Origin of the sequence: Vibrio sp. TMPB1044, from assembly GCF_030442075.1 — a bacterium.
GTDB classification, from domain to species: domain Bacteria; phylum Pseudomonadota; class Gammaproteobacteria; order Enterobacterales; family Vibrionaceae; genus Vibrio; species Vibrio satsumensis.
Genome location: NZ_JAUJED010000015.1, coordinates 220,892 through 241,692, shown reverse-complemented (window position 1 = coordinate 241,692; position 20,801 = coordinate 220,892). Strand labels below are relative to the sequence as shown.

The window sequence follows — 20,801 nt, the reverse complement described above, 5'->3', positions numbered from 1 at the left end:
GTTGGCACGCTAACTGCATTATGTATATTGACCCTTCTTAAGCCGAGGGTCACCTAGCCAACTGACGTTGTTAGTGAACTTATGATTTGTTCACAAATATATAGAGCCAATCGCGATTATTGCGGTTGGCTATTTTTTTGCCTGTCGTTTGGTTATCTCTAGTTTTTATCGGTTATCCCTCATTTTCCAAGCGAAAAAAAAGCCAGCCACCATCGGTGACTAGCTTATGCTTTCTCGAATCAATCTCGGATCAATCTCGAATCGTGAACCTGTTTTAGTACCCCATCAACTGCAGCAAGTTCTCCGCTGTGCTGATCGCTTCTTTACGGTTAGCAATGTTGAGCTTTTGGTAAAGGTTACGGATGTGAGTCTTGATCGTGGTACCTGCTACATCGAGTTCTTGAGCGATCTGCTCATTACTGAACCCTGAATAGATCAGACCAAGTACTTGCCATTCACGCTGGGTGAGTGGGCTAGTGCGCACAAGCTCAGGAATATTCGGGTGATTAACCAAGTTCTCAACAAAGTCTTCATCGAAGTGAACCGAGCGACTGCGCTGGGTGGTGGAGATATCCTTCATGATTTGTTGTGCGCGGTGACGTTCTAAGTCACCTAAGCCAGGCTTGTTGCTCAACTTATCCAAGATATGCCCGATAGTCCCACCGTCTACTAAGAAGTTACCGACCATACCGGTTTGGTTAGTCATATGAAGCGCTTCTTCAAGCAGTACACGTGCGCTGTCTTCATCGTTAATTTGTGTACGTAACACGGCTTCAACGATCAAGTTGCGGTTGGTGTCTGTAATCAGGTGCGAACGCTGGGCTTCACTCTTAAGGAAAGTCAGCGCTTCTTCGGCCTCTTCGTATTGCTCAAGGATGATGTGAGCACGAACGATGTTTCTCCATTGAAGCTGGCAGAAGTGGTTGCTTGCCGATTCAGGTCGAACAGCAACGCTCAACCAGTCGCGGATTGCGTCTTTATCGCCTTTCACTTGCCAGAATAAGATCAGAGAAAGTGACGCATTCGCTGTCCAATCTACGTGGTAAGTCGATTGACGCAGAAGGTGTTGGATTTGGTCAATAAATTTCGACGCTTTATCAATCTCGCCGCGACTTAGTGAAATACGAGCCAGCATAGAATAGCTGTGCAGATGTTTACTCGGAGAGTGGTGGCCAAGGATATCTAAGCCTTTGTAGCAGCACTCTTCCGCTTCATCCAATCGGTTCCAACACCAGAAGATCTGAGCGCGGACACGCAATAAGAATTCGTGCAGAGGTACGTATTGAAGCTGATGTTCTTCAATCAATTTGAATGCACTGTCTTGCAGTTCAAATGCAGCTTGAACATAACCTTGAGCAATCAAGATTTCGCTTTGTTGCAGAATCGCCCATAGAGCCTGATGGTAAACCTGATACTGACGTGCCAGTTTTTCGGTTTGTTGCATCATCGGTAGCGCACGGCTTAGGTTACCCATTACGTGATTCACTTCGCCCACAACTGAGGTTGCGACAATGCGGCTACGATAAACGGTGGTGTTCAGTTGGCTCAACGAAAGCTCAGCCAATTCCAATGCTTTTTCAGGCTCATTGCTGTTAATGGCAACTTGTGCACGTAAGGCGTTGTATTGGCCTTGCTGTTGAGTATCGAGTTCAATGTTTCGAGCTTGATATTGAGTCTCAGCCTCTTCCAACAAAGTACCCACTTGGTCATAGCGGTGCTGACTTTGTGCCAACCATGCGCGCAGCATTGAAAGCTTTGGCTCGCTGTAGAGTTGATCAGTAGTCAGTTGCTTGATCGCCATCTCTAAAGATGAAAGCTCACCTTGGTTGAACATCGGCCAACCGTGCTCAGTCAGGATTTGAATGATCAGTTCTGGATCTTCAGCGCGCTGTGCGTGACGCAGAGCTTGGTGTGGAGTGTTTTGCTTGATCCACGCTTTTGCAGCACTTCGATGCAGTTCAGCTTCCTGTTGAGGAATTCGAGCTTGACGCTCATGTGCGAGGAATTCACCAAACAAGTTATGGAAGCGATACCAGTTCTTTTCACCTTCAAGCGGGTAGATGAACAAACCAAAACGGTTGAGTGACTCGATCATACCTAACGCATCTTCACGCTGTGTAAGTGCACACACAAGCTCATCGTTGAAGTGATCAAGCACAGAACATTGCATCAAGAACTGTCGGGTTTCTTTGTCTAGCAGGTCGAATACTTCTTCAACCAAATAGTCCCAAAGATGGGCGTGGTTAAAGTGAGAGAAAGACTCTGCGGACTGTGCCAGGGTGCGTTTTTGGTGTTGTGCCTGTAGCGCGATAAGTTGCAATGCAGAAGGCCAACCCTCTACATAACTACAAATACTGTCTGCAGTGGTGTCATCAATGCCGTCAGCTACGCGTTGGTTGAAAAAGCGTGTGGTTTCTTCGGTATCAAACGCCAACGAGTCATTACCTAATTCGATCATTAAGTCACGAACGCGCAGGTTTGCTGTACCAAGTGGTGGGGTACCTCGACTGGTAGCAACCAACGTTAGGTTGTCGGGCATGTGTTTGAGGAAGAAGCGCATGGCTTCGTGGATGTCGTCATTGTTGACCAAGTGATAGTCATCCAACACCAGAAAACATTCGTGATGGAATTCCGACATCTCGGCGAACACTTCACTCAATAAAGAATGCAGCGATGAAAACTGTCGTTTTTCTGCCAGTTTTTGGGCATTCGGACAGGCATTTTGAGTCGCTTTATTAAGTGATTGAAGTAGGTAGTTGATAAAGCGGAAGGCATCGTTGTCACTATCATCAATGCTGTACCAACCCACATTGGGTTTATCTACCAGCCATTGTGCAGCCATGGTGGTTTTACCGTAGCCCGCTGGAGAGCGGAACAACACAAGCTTATAGCAATCTGCATTGTGAAGCAGATCGAGAACCCTAGGTCGTAGGATTGCATTATGTAAGCGGCCGGGACGAGTCAGTTTCGAAGGGATCCACATATCGAAGTTTTACACCTATTCCGTGGCTATGTTCTGGAATATCCCAATCTATTGTTGAGTGCATTCCAATGACATTAGCCTAATTACTTAAGTCTTTACTCATATTACGTGAAGCAAAACGTTACCGACTATGATCCTCCTCAGAAACCTTGCGCTCCTGCATGTTTTTGGGTGTCTACGCCCTTTATTTGAGACTTTGCTCACGTTGTGGGTTGGTTTGTGAATGTGACTTCGTTCCTACCTACACGGGGATCTATGCAAAAGATGAGAGCTGGAAATTATTTTCGTGATCTGAAACTCAGATTTGACAATGACTTTAATCTGGTTAAATAAAAGTCACATTAATTGAAGTTAAGTTATCGAACGGGAGCTTGTGATCTTAGTCACTTCAAGTTTTTGTTCGAAGTCAGAACATGAGAGTCAGATCACTAACCCTAAGTCGGTACGCCCCCTACGCCCTCCCATCTACTCCTAGTTAGTCGCGTTAGCGGGAGGATGTTTAGTTTATGGTGACCATGCACGATATGTCACAGATGAATTAGAACTATTAAAAGCGAGATTTCTGAAATGAAACCAACTCAGCAAAAAACTTTCGATAAAGTGTCATTCCAAGAGAGTGTTAAGAAACATCTATCTGCAACCTACGCAACAACAGTAGAAACCGCTGACAGCCGTTCATGGTATTTAGCAATGGGTCGTGCTCTTGCTGAGCTAACGACATTCGATCTGTTAGAAACAGAAAACGATGAAAAAATCAAAAACGCGAAGAGTGTTAACTACCTTTCGCTAGAATTCTTGATTGGCCGTCTGACAGGTAACAACCTAATCAGCATGGGCCTGTATGAGCAAATCACTCATGCAATGGAAGAACTAGGTCAAAACCTAACTGACCTTCTAGAAGAAGAACGCGACCCATCACTAGGTAATGGTGGTCTTGGTCGTCTAGCTGCTTGTTTCATGGATTCTTGTGCCGCTCAAGAATACCCAACAGTAGGTTACGGTCTTCACTACGAATACGGTCTATTCAAACAGTCTTTCCAAGACGGTCGCCAACAAGAAGCACCAGACGCATGGCGCGGTGTTGAAGGTTACCCATGGGAAGTTGCTCGTCCAGAACTAGCACAACACATTGGTTTTTACGGTCATGTAGAAGTTGAATTCATCGACGGTAAAGAAGTACGTACTTGGGTTCCAGGTATGGAAGTAAAAGCAATGCCTTGGGATCTACCAATCGTAGGTTACGAGTCAAGCACGGTTTACCCGCTGCGTCTTTGGGAATGTCAGGCAATCGCACCATTCTCACTAGCAAGCTTCAATAACGGTGATTACTTCGAAGCGCAACACTCGCTAATCGATGCAGGTAACATTACTAAGGTTCTTTACCCGAATGACAACCACGAGAAAGGTAAAACACTGCGTCTAATGCAGCAGTACTTCCACTCAGCAGCATCGGTTCGCGATATTCTACGTCGCCACGAAGCAGCAGGTTTTGCTCTAGAAGATCTGCCTAAGCAAGAAACGATTCAGCTTAACGATACGCACCCAACGATTGCGATTCCTGAGCTAATGCGCATCCTGATTGACGAGAAAGGTCTATCTTGGGATCAAGCATGGGAAATCAGTGCTCACACGTTCGCTTACACGAACCACACATTACTTCCAGAAGCGCTAGAAACTTGGTCTGAATCTTTGATCAATCGTCTTCTTCCACGTCACATGGAAATCATCTTTGAAATCAACCACCGCTTCATGCAAGAAGTTCGCAAGATGTGGCCTGGTGACGGTGAGAAGCAAGCGAAGCTTTCTATCATCCAAGAGGGTTTCCACCGCATGGTTCGCATGGCAAACCTATGTGTGATTGGTTCTTACAAAGTAAACGGCGTAGCTGCACTTCACTCTCAACTGGTTAAGAAAGACTTGTTCCCAGAGTTCAACGAAATCTTCCCAGGTAAACTGACTAACGTAACAAACGGCATCACGCCACGTCGTTGGTTGAAGTTCTGTAACCCAGGTCTATCTACACTAATTACTGGCAAGATCGGTACTGAGTGGCCTGCAAAACTTGAGCAGCTAGAAGGCATCGCTAAGTTTGCAACAGACGCGAAATTCCAAAAAGAATTCATGGCTGTTAAGAAAGAAAACAAACAGCGTCTTGCTGATTGGGTTCAAGAGAACATGGGTATCGAGCTAGATACTAACGCTATTTTCGACGTTCAAATCAAGCGTCTTCACGAATACAAGCGTCAGCACCTAGATTTGCTACACATTCTATCTCTGTACCACCGTATTCTTAACGAACCTGGTTTCGAGTGTGAGCCTCGCGTATGTTTCTTCGCAGCGAAAGCAGCACCGGGTTACCACCTAGCGAAAGAGATCATCTTCGCAGTTAACAAGATTGCAGAGAAGATCAACAACGATCCTCGCATCGGCAACAAGCTTAAAGTGGTATTCATCCCTGACTACCGTGTAAGCATGGCTGAAATCATCATCCCTGCAGCAGACGTTTCTCAGCAAATCTCACTGGCTGGTAAAGAAGCATCAGGTACGGGCAACATGAAGATGGCTCTAAACGGCGCTCTAACTATCGGTACGATGGATGGCGCGAACGTTGAGATTCGTGAAGAAGTTGGCGATGAGAACATCTACATCTTCGGCCTAGACGTTGATGGCGTTCAAGCACTGAAAGCTCAGGGCTACAACCCATACGACTACTACAATGCAGATCCACTACTGAAAGCATCTCTAGATCTATTGACTGGCGATGAGTTCACTCCAGGTCAACCAGGTCTTCTACGTGCAACGTTTGATAGCCTGCTAGACGGTGGTGACCCATACCTATGTCTTGCTGACTTCGCATCTTACGTGAAAGCGCACGAAGACATGGGCACGCAATACAAAGACCAAGCAGGTTGGGCTAAGAAAGCGATTCTTAACACAGCATTGGTTGGTAAGTTCACATCAGACCGCTCTATCCGCGACTACGTGAACAACATCTGGAAACTTGAAGCGGTTAACCGTTAATAGTTCCAAAAGTAGCCAAGGCAGTTTCTGCCTTGGCTCAATTAGCTTGTGAGCAAACAGATGGCTTATCCGGTAGCAATGCTTACAAACTGATTGCCACAAGCTAATTGATTAGTAACAAATTAGATAACAACCCTACAAAATAGAAAGCGTCAGAACGTTTTCGGAGAGAGCGATGAAAGAACAGACCGTATTAAAACAAGTCGCAGAAATGGCAAACATTGCCGACAGTTACGTTAGTGCGTGGGGCGATGAAGCACAAGTATCAGACGAGACGATTACGTCTCTATTGGCTTCGTTGGGCTACGATACAAGCAGCGATGATGCACTGCTTAAGTCAGCAGAAAGAAAACACAAAAAAGATGTACTAGACCCAGTTCTTGTCTTGCGTGACGGTGAGCCAGTAGAAGTGGCGCTTAATCTAGGTGTGAGTGCTCGTGAAAGTGAGTTCAGCTGGCGCTTAGAAACCGAGCAAGGAGAGGTACTTGAAGGCTATCTTCAATCTCAAGTCGTTCGTGACGAGCGTGCCGAGGGTGGCCCTTTAGTGTTTGCATTGCCAAGTGATTTGGCATGGGGTTATCACAAGCTAATTGTGAGCCGTAAGCGCCGTAAGAAGCCTTACGAGATGACACTGATTATTACGCCAAAAGCGTGTTTCAAGCAGTCACCAATCGAGCAAGGCAAAAAGCTGTGGGGACCAAGTGTTCAACTTTACACACTAAGAACTCAGCACAACTGGGGTATTGGTGATTTCGGTGACCTAAAACAGCTTGTTGCTGATATCGCTTCTCGCGGTGGGGATTTCGTTGGTCTAAACCCAATCCACTCATTGTTCCCTGCGAACCCTGAAGGCGCGAGCCCATACAGCCCGTCTTCTCGTCGCTGGTTGAACATCCTATACATTGATGTGAGCTCAGTACCTGAATTCGCACTAAGTGCAGAAGCACAACAAACGGTAGGCAGCGCAGAGTTCCAACAACGTCTACAAAAAGCGCGTGAAGCACACTGGGTAAACTACACCGAAGTGTCTGAACTTAAGATGAGTATCTTGCCTCTGTTATTCGCAGAATTTAAGACTCGTCATCTAGACAAGAACAGCGACCGTGCTCAAGCGTTCTTAGCCTTCGTAGAAGAGGGTGGCGACAGCCTAATGCATCAAGCCGCGTTTGATGCTCTACATGGTGAACTACACGCTGAAGATTCTGGCATGTGGGGATGGCCGGTATTCCCTGAGAAGTACCGTACATTCGACAGCCCAGCGACACAGAAGTACATCAAAGAGAACCTAGAAAACGTTCATCTGTACATGTACCTACAGTGGCTAGCAGATTGCCAGATCAACGATGCACAGTCTCTTGCAGAAGAGAAGGGCATGGCAGTTGGTCTGTACCGTGACTTAGCGGTAGGTGTTGCAGATTCAGGCAGCGAAACTTGGGCTGACGAAGGCAACTTAGTTATGGATGCGAGCATTGGTGCTCCACCTGATATTCTTGGTCCTTTGGGTCAGAACTGGGGTCTACCTCCTCTAAACCCAGAAGTGCTTCAAGAAACAAGCTACGACGCTTATATCAAGCTACTTCGTGCGAACATGAAGCACTGTGGTGCACTGCGTATTGACCACGTTTTAGGTCTACTGCGTTTGTGGTGGATTCCAAAGGGTGAAAACGCAACCAAAGGCGCTTACATCTACTACCCAGTGCAAGATATGCTGTCGATTCTTGCGCTCGAATCTCACCGTTACCAATGTAGCGTTATCGGTGAAGATTTAGGTACGGTACCTGATGAGATCGTAGACATCCTAGCAGATGCTGGCGTGCACTCTTACAAAGTGTTCTTCTTTGAAACATCAGAAGAAGACGGTGGTTTCATCTCACCGAAACACTATGCATCACAATCAATGGCGGCACTGTGTACGCACGATATGCCAACATTGCGTGGCTTCTGGCACTGTGATGACTTGAAGATGGGGCAAGAGATTGGTTTATACCCAGACGCAGCACAGCTAGAAACTCTGTTCGATGACCGTCTTGAGTGCAAACAAGGTATCTTAGACTCAGTGGCATGGCATGGTTTCCTACCTGAAGGTGTTGGTCGCGATGCGAGCCAAGTGCCGATGGATTCTTACCTTGCTGAAGCTCTTCAACTGCACGTAGCAGCTGGTGGTTCAACACTACTGAGTGTTCAGCTGGAAGATTGGTTAGAGATGGATAAGCCGGTAAACATTCCTGGCACGGTCGATGAGTACCCTAACTGGCGTCGTAAACTATCAATGAACTTGGACGAAATCTTTGCTCACGAAGGCGTTAATCGTATCGCTTCTAAGCTCACAGAAGTTCGAGAAAAAGCAGGTAAGTAATGACGTTGAGTGACTTGAAATTAGGTGGTTTTTTGCTTACGCCGTACGAAACTACAACCTCGGTCACTCAATAATGAATGCTCATCTGGTAGAATAAACCGTCGTTATATTGCCCGCACTAATAGCGGGCATTTTTGTATTATGTTTTTTGGATGTTTGGTTAGGGAGAAACGTTTTGGAACTAAGTTCGATTTCAAAGCAAAAACAAATATATACCCAACTATCACAGGCTTGTTTCACAGACCCATTTGCGTTTTTAGGGCCATACTTACCTTCTGAGCAAGGTGCATTACGTGTCTGGATTCCTGGGGCAGATAAAGTCGAGTTGATAGTTGGAAAGGAACCTCGTATTGAGTTAGCGCGAGAGGGTGAAAGTGGTTTCATTCTTAAGCAAGAGAGAGACTTACGTTTCACTCACTATAAGCTTGCAGTTGATTGGGCTGGAGTAGAGCAGATCATTGATGATCCATACCAGTATCATGATTTGTACGCGAGCTATGAAGATCTTCACACACCTAAGGATATGTACCATCACATGGGGGCTCAGTTTATTACGTTAGAGCGTGATGGACAGACGATTTCAGGTACTCGTTTCTTGGTATATGCTCCGCACGCAACAGCGGCAAGCTTGGTAGGTAACTTCAACGCTTGGGATGGTCGTCGCCACCCAATGCAGCGTCTCGATTATGGTATGTGGGGCCTATTCATTCCTGAACTGGAAGAGGGCGCTCAATACAAGTTTGAATTAAAAGGACCTGATGGCGAAGGCTTACCGCATAAAGCTGACCCATGGGGTTTCTACTCTGAGCAATACCCATCATTTTCTTCTGTGACTTACGATCACGCTCGTTACGAGTGGCAAGATGCTAAGTGGCAGAATCGCCCAGTAACGCAAAAGCGTAAAGAAGCGCTTTCGTTCTATGAGCTGCATGCCGGTTCATGGAAGCGTAATGCTGAAGGCGAATTCCTAAATTACCGTGAGCTAGCGGCAGAACTGATTCCATATCTAACGGATCTTGGCTATACGCACGTTGAATTGATGCCTGTTTCAGAGCACCCATTCTACGGCTCTTGGGGTTACCAACCTGTTGGCCTTTTCGCACCAACCAGCCGTTTCGGTTCACCGGATGACTTCAAATACTTTGTAGACCAATGTCACCAAGCGGGCCTTGGCGTTGTGCTTGACTGGGTTCCAGCTCACTTCCCAAGTGACGATCACGGTTTAGCTAATTTTGATGGTACGCCGTTATTCCATGATCCAGACCCACGTCGTGGTTGGCACCAAGACTGGAACTCGTACATCTATGACTTAGGTCGTGAACATGTTCGTCGCTTCTTAGTTTCTAATGCACTGTACTGGTTCGAGCAATTCCACATCGATGGCATCCGTGTTGATGCAGTAGCTTCGATGCTGTACCTCGATTACTCGCGCAGCCATGATCAATGGATTCCGAACGCAGACGGCGGCAACGAAAACTATGACGCTATTGCAACGCTTAAATGGATGAACGAAGAAGTGTACAAACACTTCCCGAATGCAATGACCATTGCGGAAGAATCGACCGCTTTTCCTGGCGTTTCTGCACCAACCTTTATGGGCGGCTTAGGCTTCGGCTTTAAGTGGAACATGGGGTGGATGCACGATAGTTTGTCTTACATTCAAGAAGACCCAATTAACCGTAAATATCACCACGATACGATTACGTTCCCACTGGTTTACGCACACAGTGAGAACTATGTATTGTCTCTGTCTCATGATGAGGTGGTTTACGGTAAGGGCTCTATCCACAACAAGATGCCGGGTGATGAATGGCAGCAAACCGCTAACCTGCGTGCTTATATGGGTTACATGTATGCGCAGCCGGGTAAGAAGCTGAATTTCATGGGTGCAGAATTTGGTCAGACGGCCGAATGGAACCATGATGACCAACTGCAATGGTTCTTGCTGGATTACGAACGTCATCAAGGTGTTCAGCGTTTAACGAAAGACCTGAATAACCTGTATCGCTCTGAAGCTGCAATGCACGATCTTGATTTTGATCCGAAAGGATTTGAATGGCGTCTTCAAGATTCCGCAGAAGCGAGTATTCTAGCGCATGAACGTATCAGTGAATCTGGTGAGCGTATATTGGTGGTATCTAACTTTACGCCAGTTCCTAACGAGCACTTCCGTTTAGGTGTACCAGTACAAGGTAAGTACTCACTATTGTTGAATACTGACTCGACTGACTACGCCGGCAGTGGTTTTGAAGTGAAGCAGACTGCTGAGATCGAATCACTAGAAAGCGAAGGTCTGGATACATCGATTGAGTTGCGTTTACCGCCGCTATCGACGGTATTCTATAAGCTGAATTCGTAATATAATTCACGTAGTCGAAATACAAAAAAGGGAACCTTATGGTTCCCTTTTTCTACTTCAGAGCATTTGGTTTAGTGCTGCTTGAAGTTCGTAAGGTAGAGCATAGAACGTCCTACCACGGTTTCAATAATCCTAATGGAGTCTGTTCCAAAGCTCTCAAACATCTTCTCACGAAATTCACCATTTGAGCTGAGGTCGAACTCTTCAGGGCTTTTAACCTGAGATGCATGGAAAAACATGAGTTTGATAACGTAGCGGAATTGTTCATCATCTAAAGCATCTTGCCAAGATTGAACAAACGCCGCTTCTGACGAGAAGTCTAAGCTTTGGATAACAATCGATAACATGTGCTTGTGAAGCACTGAGCGGATAGCGCGTGTCGATGAATAATAGCCCTGAAGCGTCGTTAAACTAATGCCAATCTCTTGAGCAATCCTTGCATAAGTTAGTGCTTCATGTCCTTCAGCCAGAAAAAGGTTTAGTACGATTTCATCGTAGTGTTTTTGGTTTTCTAGTTTCTGTACTTGAGTAATTCGAGCCATTACAAATCTCTATTGAGTGTAATATTCTGTAAACACAGTATATTAAGAGTTTCTGAATTAAATCTCAAACTCCAAGGGTAAATAACTGGTCAATTTATCGTTAAATATAGTCAGTATTGTGTCATTGGTTCAATTATCAATCAGATTTTGGCATAAACAAAAACACCGCCCTATTGAGCGGTGTGTTATTTAAAGTCTTTGTTTATCTTTGCTAATTCAGATGGCTAGAACGGATACCAAAATAACTGCGGCTCTAGAATGCGTTTCGCAATGGCTAACACCACGATAAAAGCGATGACACTTAAACAAACGAAATCGACACGTTTCAAAGGTGCATAGCTATACCAAGTGCGTGCTTTGTGTCGACCAAAACCTCGTAATGTCATCGCATTTGAGATCTCATCTGCTCTATCTAAGCTTGAAAAAATCAATGGCCCTAACACTTTAGCAACATTTTTGATGCGAGTGATAAGTGGTGCTTTCTTTGATAGTTCTACACCACGAGCCTGTTGAGCGTGCATGATATTGATGAAGTCCTTCTTAACCTCAGGCAAGTAACGCAGGGTTAGACTCACCGCATAAGCTATTTTGTAAGGAACACCGATACGGTTGAGGCTCGCTGCAAACTCAGTCGGATGCGTTGTGAAGACAAAAATCAACGCTATCGGGAACATGCTCATGTATTTGAGCGTCACAGTAACCAAGTAAAACAGTGTCTCTTGGCTCAACGAGTAGTTACCCGGCAATGTCAGCAATAAGGTTTCGCTGCCGATGAGCTCAGTACCTTGCTGTGGAGCCAGTAGATACATGAACAGAGCATTTAGACTTAATACACTCGCCGTTCCTAATAACAAGGGCTTATATACGCGTACAGGCACATTGGTAAGCTTTAGCAGGTATAAACCAGTCACAATAAGCAGCGTAATCAATCTTAGGTCGAACGTAGTCAATACCACTGTTACCCAAGCTAAGAAGAGTGCAAACTTGGTGATGCCATTGAGAGCGTGCAGCGGCGATTTGGTATCGATGTAATTGATGCCGAATTTTACTTTTGATGCATTCATTGAGCGCTTCTCTCGTAGTCGATGAAGTACTGCATAAATGCATTGGTGTCGTCGATTTTCATCATGGTCGCGAGTTCATAAATGCTGGTGGTACAAAGATTTGCGCGTTCTAACAGCGAAGGCTGACTGAATACTTCCGTCATCGCGGCATTGGCAATCAGCTTACTGTCTGCAATCACGATTGAACGTGTGGTGTACTCGAGAACGAGGTGCATGTCGTGTGAGATAATCACAACGGTGATGCCTAGGTCGCGGTTGAGTTTTTGAATGAACGCCAGCATCGATGTGTAGTTACGGTAATCTTGACCCGCCGTTGGCTCATCTAAGATCAGAAGTTCTGGCTCTAAAACCAAGATAGACGCTATTGTTACGCGCTTTTTCTGACCGTAGCTCAGTGCTTCGATTGGCCAATGGCGAAACTTGCTCAAGCCACAAAGCTCAAGAACGTTTTCTACTTTGTCTTTGATTTCGTCTTCTGTAACGCCACGATTACGAAGGCCAAATGCAACCTCATCGAAAATCATATGATGCGAGATCATATGGTTTGGGTTCTGCATTACCACACCGACTTTCTGACTTCTTTCGAAGATAGAAAGTTCAGATAAGTCTTCGCCGTTCAGGTACGAAGAGCCTGAATCCGCGTCAATCACACCCATGATAATCTTGGTGATGGTCGATTTACCTGAACCGTTCTTACCCAATATTGAAACAAACTCACCCTTGCCAATCTTAAAGCTGACATCTTCGAGTGCGTTTTTTTCACCGTCGTAAGAGTAAGTCAGGCCATGCACTTCGAGCAAAGGTTGATACTGCTTTTCAGCAACGGGAGTAGGGCGTTCAGCAAACCAAGCTTGAACCGCAGGACGGAACCTTTTGTAATCTAAAGCTTTGAGGTTGGACAGCTTGTCTTCGCTTGTTAAAGGTGCTTTGGCTGCTTTAAGGGCTGATAGATAAAGCGGTTCACGAATACCGTGTGTATCAAGTAATTCAGAAGCCAAGATTTCATCGGGTGTCGTGTCAGCAACGATTTCGCCGCGTTCCATTAAGATCACGCGGTCGATATCGCGATGTAGGACATCCTCGAGGCGGTGCTCGATAATCACGATAGTCTTGTTGGTTTCTTTATGTAGCTGATCAATGATCTCAATCGTTGCCTTACCCGTTTTCGGGTCAAGGCTTGCTAGAGGCTCATCAAACAGCAAGATATCAACGTCATCAACTAAGATGCCCGCTAACGATACTCGTTGTTTTTGGCCACCAGAAAGGTCATGAGGTGAACGCTCAAGCATGTCTGCTAGGTCGACCATTTTTGCCGTCGACTTAACTAACGGGTACATGTCAATGTTCGACATCAACTGGTTTTCCAATGCGAAAGCAATATCTTCACCGATACTCAACCCGACAAATTGGCTGTCAGTATCTTGCAATACTGTGCCGACTTGCTCGGTATAATCGTGCATCGAAAACTCAGAGATATTCTTGCCGTTTATCTCTAAAGAGCCAGTTACCTCACCTTTGATTGCATGAGGTATCAAACCATTGAGACACTGACCTAGGGTAGATTTACCACTACCACTTGGTCCAATAATGACGATTTTCTCTCCTTTCTCTATCCTTAGATTGATATTTTTTAGCGTCGGTTTATCCAGCGACTCATATCTAAAAGAGAAGTTCGAAAATGCTATAGTCATTATCGCTTATGCCTCAGTCAGGTTGCGGCTTTGTTTGTTGCGTTTAGCGACTGATTTTAGGATCAGGAAGCCCACAACAGCGATCAGAACGGTGTTACCCGCTGCGATGATAGACAGTTGAGTGAAGACTTTAGTAAACGGTTCTGCGTATAGGATGGTGTCTAGGAACGCAGAGCAGCCATAGCCTACAACGTTACCTGCAAGGGCCAGTATCACGAACAAGACAAAATCTTTCATTGGCAACTCGCCTTGTTGAAGACGGTTCTTAGTCATCATAGGGAATAAGCCGATAATCATACCTACGATACCTGAGCCTAGTACCCAGGTTAACCATACGCCCCAGCCTGCGAACAGATCCGTTACCCAGTGACCGATAAAGCCAACTAAGAAGCCAACAATTGGGCCGAACAAAACAGAAAACAGTGCTAGGACTGCCATCGCTGGTTTCAATGTCGTGTTCGCAAACACTGGGACACCAAACATAGGTAAACCACCAATGCCGTACAGTGCCGCGCCAATGGCAATAACGACCACTGTTTTAGCTGAAAAGTTCATAGATAACCTCGAATACTGAAAGATAAAGCTTAATAAAGAACGAATATTCACCATTATTAATATGCGTCTCAATGAGAACGTTTTTTGGGCAAATATAAAAAATAAGGCGCGCATTATACAGTAGAACCCTTCCATAAGGGAAGGTAAGTGTCTAGATGTCTAAAATTCCATCTGAACACCTAAATATCGTGTAAAAAGCGCAATTTTACGGTTAATCAAGCAACAAAAAAGCCAGAACAGGTCTGGCTTTTTCATTCGTTTTAACAATGTGTTAAGTGGGTTTGTCGCATATCTGTGACCATTTAGTGGTCTAGGTATAGTTAGTGGTCTAGATATAGATAGTTTTGCCAACTCTTCATGCGAATAAGGACCTTACGCATAATAGACACGTGAGTGAAGCTGTCAGAATATACGGCAACTTCAACTGCTGTACCCATAGGTAAATGGTAGTCAGACAGATCATCAGTGATGCTCAATTTAACAAACACGCGACCACTGGTACGTAATGCGTCAGTACCTAGAAGCGCGCCTCTAGCTTGGAATTGGCTCTCACCAATAGCTGGAATCACTTCATCAATACGTCCTTTAAATACTTTTCCTGGCAATGCTCTAAACAGGAACTCAGCTTCGTAACCCGGTTGTAGGCGTTGTAAGGAGTTCTGTCTAAATGCAGCGGTATAGAACTGCTCCTCTGTGTGAACAAACGTCATCACGGGAGCTAAAGGAAGTGGAACTGCCATTACACCTGGGCGTAATGCTAATTGCGTAACGTATCCGTCAGTGGGAGCTCGAACCACGGTTTGTTCTAAATCAAACTGAGCTTTACGTAATTCAGCCAATAAGCTTAAAACCGCTGTATTCTCGCCACCTATTTCAGAGTCCAAGGCGATCTTTGTTTGTTCTAGGTTTGCATCTGCAACTTTCACGGCCGCTTCCGATGCTTTGTAAGCTTGTCTGCGAGTATCCAATTGTTGCTCGGTAAAAGCGCCACTGTCGTAACCGCGCTTGTAACGAGAAAACTCACGTTGGGCTTTATCTCTTTCCGCGATGGCTTTGATTTTTGCAGCCTCTGCTTCAACCACTTCAGATTCCATTCCAAGAGCACCTTGGCTTGCTTCTTTTACCTTGGCTTCTAACCTTGCGACTTCAGCTTCGAATGGAACTGGGTCTATTTTGAAAAGAATATCCCCTTGCTTCAGAGGTTTGTTTGCTTCTACTGGCACTTCGATAACTTTACCCCTAACGCCTGAAACGACTGGCGTTGTTGAGTAAACTTGGTTACCGATTTGTGTAAATGGATGGTTGTAGTTCATTAGTAGAATTAGGGTACCTACTATGATCACACCTCCAAGTACGGCAGTAGGTACTGTCCATTTATTTAGCGGTATATTGAACACCTTGAAAATGGTGATACAAAGCGCCGCATAGGTCATTATCAGCAGTAAATCCATTACTTAGTCTCCTGATCTTGAACGTTGTTTGTCTCTTTCTCTGGACTGCTTTGCTCAGCACCTGCTTGCTTGAGCTGTGCGATTTCTTCCTGAAGAGTACTCACTTGATCGATGAGAATATCGACGCGATGATGAATATCGTGTTGCTCTTCTTCTAATTTAGCGAAGCCCCAACCACGATCTTTGCGCCATAGCGTCGCCCAAATCCAAAGGAATGGCCAGATAGTGTGTAAGGTGAATAGGCTAACCCAGCCTGAGACGTGAATAGCATCTTGATGAGGGTGGTTACGTTCTTTCGCAATTTCATAGGGAATATCGTGAATAACGATGATGCCGTAAAAGATGACTAATGCTACGAAAATCAGTAGACCGAGTGCAAAGTAGTCTAAAAACATAACAGATCCTTGTAATGTTAGATATTAGTTATAAATATACTACGCTATCATCCAAGTAATTGTTATAAAAATGATTTACCGAGTTGAAAATAATGTGTTGTCGCTTCTAATCGAATAAAAGCATTGATAAATCTTATAAAATCCGATCGCGTTTGAAGAGGCTATTTCGGCTTTCTGGTTGGTATTTCAGCTGAAATGATGACAGTTACGATTCTAAATGACGGGCATAACCACTAGGGACAAATACGGATGTATATAGGTGAATTGGCGGCCATTGGCGCTGCAATTGTGTGGGCGTGTGCGACATGGATCTATGGGCAATTTGGACATCGCTTCTCTGCGATGCAATTGAACATTGTTAAGGGTGTAGTGGCGTCAGGGATGATGTTGCTGGTCATGCCTTTTATCCCGATGCCGGAGTTTGAACTGAGTACTAACCATTTTCTGATATTGGCAATTTCAGGTGTGATTGGCATTGCGATTGGAGATAGCGCCTATTTTGCGGCGTTGAAAAGAATCGGTGCCAATAAGACGTTGTTACTTGAGTCTTTAGCCCCGCCTCTTTCTGGTGTGTTGGCATTAATGTTCCTTGGCGCTGTATTGACAGTGCAAAGCTGGCTCGGCGTCGTGATTACAACACTGGCGGTGACCTTCGTTGTCTTCCAGCCATCAAAATCGGCGAGCGGTGAATCGAATGACAAAGCGCAGTGGGGTGGTATTGGTTATGGGCTTGTGGCGAGTGTCTGTCAGGCATCTGGTGTGGTTATTTCTCACTACGCGTTAGTGGCGGGTGACATTTCACCATTGTTAGGTGCACTGATTCGCCTGACGATTGGCGTGTTTGCCGTGATGCTGATTATCCCTTTCGTTGAAAAGAAGCCGTATTCATCGATAAAAAGAGATTTATGGGAAATGACCAAGCTCGATAAACTGTGGTTATTAGGGGCAATCTTTGTCGGGACGTTTCTCGCTCTATGGCTTCAACAAGTAGCGTTGAAAAATGCTAACCCTGCGATTGCGCAAACGTTGATAGCGACCAGCCCGGTCTTTATTTTGGTAATTTATGCGCTGAAAGGGGAGAAGGTGTCAAAGCAAAGTGTCATCGGGACGCTTACCGCCCTTGCTGGAATTTCTCTGTTCTTCTATCAATAAGGTGCAGGCCTTAACTACAGAACTACATGTCACTCTGTGCACACTTGGTTGCGACCATTGGCTTTGGCTCGATATAGTGCTTTATCAGCGCGGTAGAAGGTTCGTTGAGTATTCTCTCCCTCACGATGTAAAGTGATACCGATACTCACGGTTAAACCTCGCTCTCCGAGTATTTCATGCCATCCGAATTGGAAGATGCGTTCTCGATAATTTTCAGAGTGCATTTCTGCCTTAGCGAGATCGCTGTTCTCTAGGATGACCAAGAACTCTTCTCCACCAAACCTGACACATGAAGCTCCTCTGAACTTAAAGTACGCTCTAAGTTCTTGAGAGACGCTGACAATCGCGTTATCACCCACTAAGTGACTCAGTTCATCGTTGATAGATTTAAAGTGGTCGATATCAATAACCATCAGTGCGAAAGAGGTTTCATGCAGCAACATATCCTTTAATTTCACATCTAACCAGCGACGGTTGTGTAATCCTGTCAGTGGGTCGGTGAAAACATCTTGCTGTAGCTGAGCAACTGCATTCTTGTGTTGTTCAGTCGTCTCTTTCAGTTCTCTGTTTTCTTGTTCAGAAAGGATGAGTTTAAGCTGTAACTCAAAACGTGACAGGCGGCGTAATTGACTCGCCCCCAGCTCACTGATCGGGATCTTCTTCATCAGATCGGTTTCAATTCGGTAACCTTTTTTCTCATAGCTTAGAGCTTCTTGAAAACGGCCCTGATTCATACATACGTCACTCAAAGAGTCATAGAAACGCTTCGCAAGCACTGGCGATGAGTAGGCTTTTACACGTTTGTCCGTGCTCGACAAAATCATGCTCGCATAGTCTTGCTTTCCGGTTGCACTTAGGCAATGTGCTAACTCGAGACGGGTCATGGTTGCGAGCCAGCTTGCTTGAGTGCTGTTGGCTGGGTATTGAACCTTAGACAAACAGCGTAGCGCTTCATTGTATCTTTTCTTAGCGCGCAGTACCTTCGCCTGGTAAAGCAATATCTGAGCAGTGAGCAGCTTGTCACTTACCAAAATACTCAGTTCTTCGCATTCATTCAGTAAATCGCTGGCTGCGGTAATACGGTTGAGCAGGAGCAAGCTTGCCACCATATGGAGTTTGAACTTGAGGCGAAGTGAGCGACTGCTTATCGCATGGTCAATACTGCCAATTTTTTGATAGTAACGAAGGGCTCTGTTGTGATCACCATAGGCATCGCATAAGTTCCCCATGCCTAAGATTGCCAATACATACTCATCGATATGGCCGTGTTCAACAGCGATGGTTGATGAGCTGATAAATTCATTCAGTGCAGAAGTGTAATCACCAATTTCGACTAAGCGGTCACTTAGGCTGGTTTTTACTGTAAGAATGTCTTCGATATCCGCAGGAAGATGGAGTAGGTCAAGAGCAAGTCTTAGCTCTTCTATACTGGTTTGCTTTTGTTGTAATTCGGCACGGTATTCAGAGCTGATAATATAGCAATGCGCTTGCTCTGTTTGTGTAGTCGAAATGTGCTGGCGAATGTGGTTCCAGAATATGATCGCTTCTTCACCCGATACCGATGAAGGGTCTAAACCGGCATCTGTGATCTTGCTTAGTAGAGTTTCCATCATCCTGTGACCTCAGCATCGTCTTCTTCAAGTTGTTCAAGAGTGAACGGGAACGTCAAAATATCGTTGAGGCTGACAGCGGGTCTCGAACCTTTTAATCCTCTTCTATGCCAGGGATAGATATCAAGCATGGTGCTGAGAGTTTGGAAGGTTTGCTCTGCGACTTCGCCTTTTTCGGAAAGCATAAGCGCAACACGCTCGGAACTCAGCCTTGCTATGAAGTCGTTTTGATTACATAAGGTATGAGCAATCTCAGTACAGACATCTAAGTAATCAGTATCGACATGATGGAACATAATGATGCTGTGGTTTGAACGCTTAAGTTCGGTTTTAAAGAGTACCAGTTTCTCCCACCAAAAGGTTTCAGAGACGACATAAGAGAGGTGCTTTTCAGGATCGTATTCGTGTTGACCACGAATACGATTAATAAGCTTTCGTGCTCTCTGCTCAAGCTGGCGTTTTGAACTGCGTGCTTTGTCCAAACCGACACGATTAGTTTGCTCTTTAAGCATACCGATAGAATATTGACGGTATTTTTTAAAGGCGACTAACGCAGCTTTGAAATCTTGGTTTTCTTCTGCTACCAAGGATTGCTGGTAACAAATTTGGCTAAGCAACTCACCATTATCGAATTCATTTGCGGATTGTTCAGCGAGCCTCAGTAACTCTGCTGCTTGCTCTGGTTTTTTTCTCAGGAGCTTTAATCGAGCTCGACTGATGTAAGAGTGCGCTTTCATCCAGACAAGGTTGTGCTCTACCGCTAGATTGTGCGCTTTGGCTGTAGCGCGCTCGGCATCATCTAAACGCTCAAGGCCCAGTAGTGCAAGACCTCGAAAGTCCCATACTTCAGCATGCCAGGTGTTATCTTTATGGTCTTTTAATGCTTCTTCCGCACCATCGAGCACCGACAACATTTCAACGTAGTTGTTAAGCAGGTAGTAATCCCAGGCGAGCAGTATTCTTGCCTTGCCTTCTAACCAACCAATGCGGCTGTTGTTAGCCACTTTAACGGCAAGCTGGTGGGTAGAACGTGCAAGCTTATATTCGTGAGTCATTCGCCAAATGTTGCCCAGACCAATGAGACATTCAATTTGAATCTCGACTTCATCAACCAGTGCAGATTGTTCTAAGGCATTGATCCAGAACTGTTGAGCGGAGTAATACTTGGCTTGCCCCCAGAACTGGAGCGCGTGTAAGTGGAGAATTTCGGGAAGAAAAAGGTCGGTATCTAGTTGGCTTTGACGCTTGTAGGCTTCTTTGATGTATTTCAAACCTTTTTGGTAATCCATCAGGTTCCAACAGCACCTTGCCATTAACATCAATGACTGGATAGCCCCCTCTTCAAACAGAACTTGCTCTGATCTGACTAGGCACTGTTGAGCAACCTCTAGGATCACTGAGGGCTCAGAGTCGGCACGAGTTTTGAGTTGTTCTAGTTCTGTTTCAAGAAGGTACTGATTTTTGTCCAAGACTTAGATCCATAATTATCGAACATATTGATAACACAATCATTATAAGAGTGTGATTTGAGATAAGCACCAATTATCTTTCCCAGAGCGTCAAAGGAACATCGATCTTTTCCAATTATGGGTGTTACCTCATGTTGTCGCTTTAAAATCAAC

The 20,801-nt window shown here is 45.2% G+C and carries 13 protein-coding genes; 4 read left to right on the top strand and 9 right to left on the bottom strand.

The features are described 5' to 3' along the window. Nucleotides 1–274: 274 nt before the first annotated feature. Nucleotides 275–2,983 carry an HTH-type transcriptional regulator MalT gene (gene malT, locus QQ041_RS10430; RefSeq protein ID WP_285953840.1) on the bottom strand — a complete coding sequence of 903 codons (2,709 nt, stop codon included), beginning with the start codon at nucleotides 2,981–2,983 and terminating at the stop codon, nucleotides 275–277. Between the two features lie 567 nt (nucleotides 2,984–3,550). Here malT and QQ041_RS10425 point away from each other — a divergent pair. From QQ041_RS10425 to glgB, 3 genes are all read left to right on the top strand, one after another. Continuing rightward, a complete protein-coding gene (locus QQ041_RS10425) occupies nucleotides 3,551–6,004 on the top strand; it encodes a glycogen/starch/alpha-glucan phosphorylase (protein ID WP_146491011.1) in 2,454 nt (817 codons plus the stop codon). A 175-nt stretch (nucleotides 6,005–6,179) separates the two neighbouring features. Further along, entirely contained in the window at nucleotides 6,180–8,360 is a 2,181-nt protein-coding gene (malQ, locus tag QQ041_RS10420; RefSeq protein WP_285953839.1) for a 4-alpha-glucanotransferase, read from the top strand. Nucleotides 8,361–8,535: 175 nt separating this feature from the next. Beyond that, nucleotides 8,536–10,719: a 1,4-alpha-glucan branching protein GlgB gene (gene glgB / locus QQ041_RS10415; RefSeq protein ID WP_285953838.1), complete on the top strand. Its 2,184-nt coding sequence runs from the start codon at nucleotides 8,536–8,538 to the stop codon at nucleotides 10,717–10,719. A 71-nt stretch (nucleotides 10,720–10,790) separates the two neighbouring features. On the opposite strand, the gene QQ041_RS10410 is transcribed toward glgB, so the two are convergent. The 6 genes from QQ041_RS10410 to QQ041_RS10385 form a co-directional block, all read right to left on the bottom strand. Further along, nucleotides 10,791–11,261: a TetR/AcrR family transcriptional regulator gene (locus tag QQ041_RS10410; protein WP_210454463.1), complete on the bottom strand. Its 471-nt coding sequence runs from the start codon at nucleotides 11,259–11,261 to the stop codon at nucleotides 10,791–10,793. Between the two features lie 224 nt (nucleotides 11,262–11,485). Further along, nucleotides 11,486–12,325: an energy-coupling factor transporter transmembrane protein EcfT gene (locus QQ041_RS10405; RefSeq protein ID WP_285953837.1), complete on the bottom strand. Its 840-nt coding sequence runs from the start codon at nucleotides 12,323–12,325 to the stop codon at nucleotides 11,486–11,488. Then, on the bottom strand, nucleotides 12,322–14,016 hold the full coding sequence (locus tag QQ041_RS10400; RefSeq protein WP_285953836.1) for an ABC transporter ATP-binding protein: 1,695 nt from the start codon (nucleotides 14,014–14,016) through the stop codon (nucleotides 12,322–12,324). Before QQ041_RS10400 ends, QQ041_RS10405 begins: the two co-directional genes overlap by 4 nt. Nucleotides 14,017–14,022: 6 nt before the next feature. Then, the gene (locus QQ041_RS10395; protein WP_285953835.1) at nucleotides 14,023–14,571 is read right to left on the bottom strand and encodes an ECF-type riboflavin transporter substrate-binding protein; all 549 of its coding nucleotides are present in this window, start codon (nucleotides 14,569–14,571) and stop codon (nucleotides 14,023–14,025) included. A 320-nt stretch (nucleotides 14,572–14,891) separates the two neighbouring features. Continuing rightward, nucleotides 14,892–16,022 (bottom strand): HlyD family secretion protein, encoded by a 1,131-nt coding sequence (locus QQ041_RS10390; protein ID WP_017092875.1) that lies wholly within the window; start codon nucleotides 16,020–16,022, stop codon nucleotides 14,892–14,894. Beyond that, nucleotides 16,022–16,417 carry a DUF3302 domain-containing protein gene (locus QQ041_RS10385; RefSeq protein WP_285953834.1) on the bottom strand — a complete coding sequence of 132 codons (396 nt, stop codon included), beginning with the start codon at nucleotides 16,415–16,417 and terminating at the stop codon, nucleotides 16,022–16,024. The genes QQ041_RS10390 and QQ041_RS10385 overlap by 1 nt, the downstream gene beginning before the upstream one ends. 249 nt (nucleotides 16,418–16,666) lie before the next feature. On the opposite strand from QQ041_RS10385, the gene QQ041_RS10380 reads away from it, so the two are divergent. Beyond that, entirely contained in the window at nucleotides 16,667–17,569 is a 903-nt protein-coding gene (locus QQ041_RS10380) for a DMT family transporter (protein WP_285953833.1), read from the top strand. A gap of 29 nt (nucleotides 17,570–17,598) precedes the next feature. Here QQ041_RS10380 and QQ041_RS10375 read toward each other — a convergent pair whose 3' ends face one another. Beyond that, nucleotides 17,599–19,179, bottom strand: coding sequence for a GGDEF domain-containing protein (locus QQ041_RS10375; protein WP_285953933.1), 1,581 nt, complete (start codon nucleotides 19,177–19,179; stop codon nucleotides 17,599–17,601). Next, nucleotides 19,179–20,648, bottom strand: a complete 1,470-nt coding sequence (locus QQ041_RS10370; RefSeq protein ID WP_285953832.1) for a hypothetical protein — start codon at nucleotides 20,646–20,648, stop codon at nucleotides 19,179–19,181. The genes QQ041_RS10375 and QQ041_RS10370 overlap by 1 nt, the downstream gene beginning before the upstream one ends. Nucleotides 20,649–20,801: the final 153 nt, after the last annotated feature.

Coding starts and splice junctions, on each gene's coding strand:
- QQ041_RS10400 (WP_285953836.1), bottom strand. CDS start 14,016: ATGACTATAGCATTTTCGAACTTCTCTTTTAGATATGAGTCGCTGGAT.
- QQ041_RS10390 (WP_017092875.1), bottom strand. CDS start 16,022: ATGGATTTACTGCTGATAATGACCTATGCGGCGCTTTGTATCACCATT.
- malQ (WP_285953839.1), top strand. CDS start 6,180: ATGAAAGAACAGACCGTATTAAAACAAGTCGCAGAAATGGCAAACATT.
- QQ041_RS10380 (WP_285953833.1), top strand. CDS start 16,667: ATGTATATAGGTGAATTGGCGGCCATTGGCGCTGCAATTGTGTGGGCG.
- malT (WP_285953840.1), bottom strand. CDS start 2,983: ATGTGGATCCCTTCGAAACTGACTCGTCCCGGCCGCTTACATAATGCA.
- QQ041_RS10405 (WP_285953837.1), bottom strand. CDS start 12,325: ATGAATGCATCAAAAGTAAAATTCGGCATCAATTACATCGATACCAAA.
- QQ041_RS10425 (WP_146491011.1), top strand. CDS start 3,551: ATGAAACCAACTCAGCAAAAAACTTTCGATAAAGTGTCATTCCAAGAG.
- QQ041_RS10410 (WP_210454463.1), bottom strand. CDS start 11,261: ATGGCTCGAATTACTCAAGTACAGAAACTAGAAAACCAAAAACACTAC.
- QQ041_RS10375 (WP_285953933.1), bottom strand. CDS start 19,179: ATGGAAACTCTACTAAGCAAGATCACAGATGCCGGTTTAGACCCTTCA.
- QQ041_RS10395 (WP_285953835.1), bottom strand. CDS start 14,571: ATGAACTTTTCAGCTAAAACAGTGGTCGTTATTGCCATTGGCGCGGCA.
- QQ041_RS10385 (WP_285953834.1), bottom strand. CDS start 16,417: ATGTTTTTAGACTACTTTGCACTCGGTCTACTGATTTTCGTAGCATTA.